Origin of the sequence: Micromonospora sp. MH33 (assembly GCF_003013775.1) — a bacterium.
GTDB classification, from domain to species: Bacteria; Actinomycetota; Actinomycetes; order Mycobacteriales; family Micromonosporaceae; genus Micromonospora; species Micromonospora fulviviridis.
Genome location: NZ_MUYZ01000581.1, coordinates 1 through 1901, shown reverse-complemented (window position 1 = coordinate 1901; position 1901 = coordinate 1). Strand labels below are relative to the sequence as shown.

At 79.7% G+C, this 1901-nt stretch carries 1 protein-coding gene; it reads right to left on the bottom strand.

Annotated features, from left to right (window positions below):
* A partial coding sequence (locus tag B0E53_RS36045) for an acyltransferase domain-containing protein (protein ID WP_146167958.1) occupies positions 1–1901 on the bottom strand: 1901 nt, incomplete at both ends.

Genomic DNA, 1901 nt, shown 5'->3' with positions numbered 1-1901 from the left:
GACCCGGCCGAGGCCCCAGAGCGCCGCCTGCCGGGGGTTGGCCGGCGCGTCGTCGTCGCCGACGCCCACCGCGCCCCGGGTGGCGCACCACAGCCGGGCCGGCGCGTCGAGGTCGGTCAGGGCCTGCAGCAGCTGGACGGTGGCGGCCAGCGGCTCGTCGCCGAGTGCCGCGGCGACCAGGTCGGCCAGTCGGGCGGCCAGCTCGTCGGGGTCGGCGGCGGTGTCCACCGGCGCGGTGGTCACCGCCGGGCCGAGGGCGCGGGCGCAGGCGTCCAGCCCCGGGTCGGCGGCCCGGTCGGCGGGCAGCAGCACCAGCCAGCGTCCCGGCGCGGGCGTGGCGTCCGGCGGCGCCACCGGCTGCCAGCGCACCCGGTAGCGGCTGCCGTCCACGAGGGAGCGTTCCCGACCGCGTCGCCGCCAGGCGGACAGCGCCGGCAGCACGGCGCCGAAGGGCTGGTCGCGGGCCACGTCCAGCTCGGTGAGCAGGGTGTCGACGTCCTCGGCGTCGACGGCCGCCCAGAACCGGCGCTCCACCTCGGTGCCGTCGTCGACCGGCGCGGTCAGCCAGGCCGGCGGCTCCGGCCAGTACCGCTGCCGGTCGAAGACGTACGTGGGCAGGTCGGCCGGCTGCGGCTCGGTGCCCCCGTACAGCGCCGGCCAGTCCGGGGAGATCCCGTGCGCGTGCAGCGCGGCGACGGCGCGGAGCAGGGCGGGCGGCTCCGGCCGGTCCCGGCGCAGGGTGGGCAGGACCAGCGGGGCCGGGCCGCCGTCGGCGAGGACGCCCTGGGCCAGCGCGGTGAGGGCGCCGTCCGGGCCGATCTCCACGTACGCGGTGCAGGCCTGCGCGCGCAGCGCGGTGACCGCGTCGGCGAAGCGCACCGTGTCGCGGGCGTGCCGCACCCAGTAGCCCGGCGCGCCGATCTCCGCCGCCTCGACGGGCGCGCCGGTGACCGTGGAGACCAGCGGCACGGTCGGCGGGTGGTGCGGCAGCCGGGCGGCGACGGCGGCGAGGTCGTCGAGGACGGGATCCATGAGCGGGCTGTGGAATGCGTGGCTGACGGCGAGCCGCCGGGTGCGTACCCCGCGGGCGGTCCACTCGGCGGCGACCTCCGCGACGGCGTCGGCGGTGCCGGCGACCGCCACCGCGGCGGGCCCGTTGACCGCGGCGATGGCGACCCCGGCGCCGAGCGTGGGCCGTACGTCATCCTCGCTCGCGGCGATGGCGAGCATCGCCCCGCCGGCGGGCAGCGCCTGCATGAGCCGGGCCCGGGCGGCCACCAGGGCGGCCGCGTCGGCCAGCGACAGCACGCCGGCGACGTGCGCGGCGGCCAGCTCGCCGACGGAGTGGCCCAGCAGGTGGTGCGGGCGCGGGCCCCACGAGGTGACCAGCCGGTACGCGGCAACCTGGTAGGCGAAGAGCGCCGGCTGGGTGAACTCGGTGCGGTCCAGCAGGGCCGCCTCTGCGGTGTCGGGCCCGGCGAACATCACCTCCCGCAGCGGGCGGCTCAGATGCCGGTCGAGTTCGGCGGCGACCTCGTCGAACGCGGCGGCGAAGACCGGGAACCGGCGGTGCAGCTCGGCACCCATGCCGGGGCGCTGGGCGCCCTGGCCGGTGAAGAGGAACGCGAGCTTGCCGGCCGGGCGGGCCACGCCGCGCACCACGCCCGGGGCGGGTCGTTCCTCGGCGACCGCCCGCAGGCCGGCGAGCAGCGCGTCCCGGTCGTCGCCGGTGACCGCGGCCCGGTGCGGCAGCGTCGCCCGGGTGGTGACCAGCGAGTACGCCACGTCGGCCGGGCGCAGCCCGGGGTGGGCGGTGAGGTGGTCGAGCAGCCGCCGGGCCTGCCCGGCGAGGGCCGGCGCGGAGCGGGCGGAGACCAGCCACGGGGCCGGCGGGGCGGGCC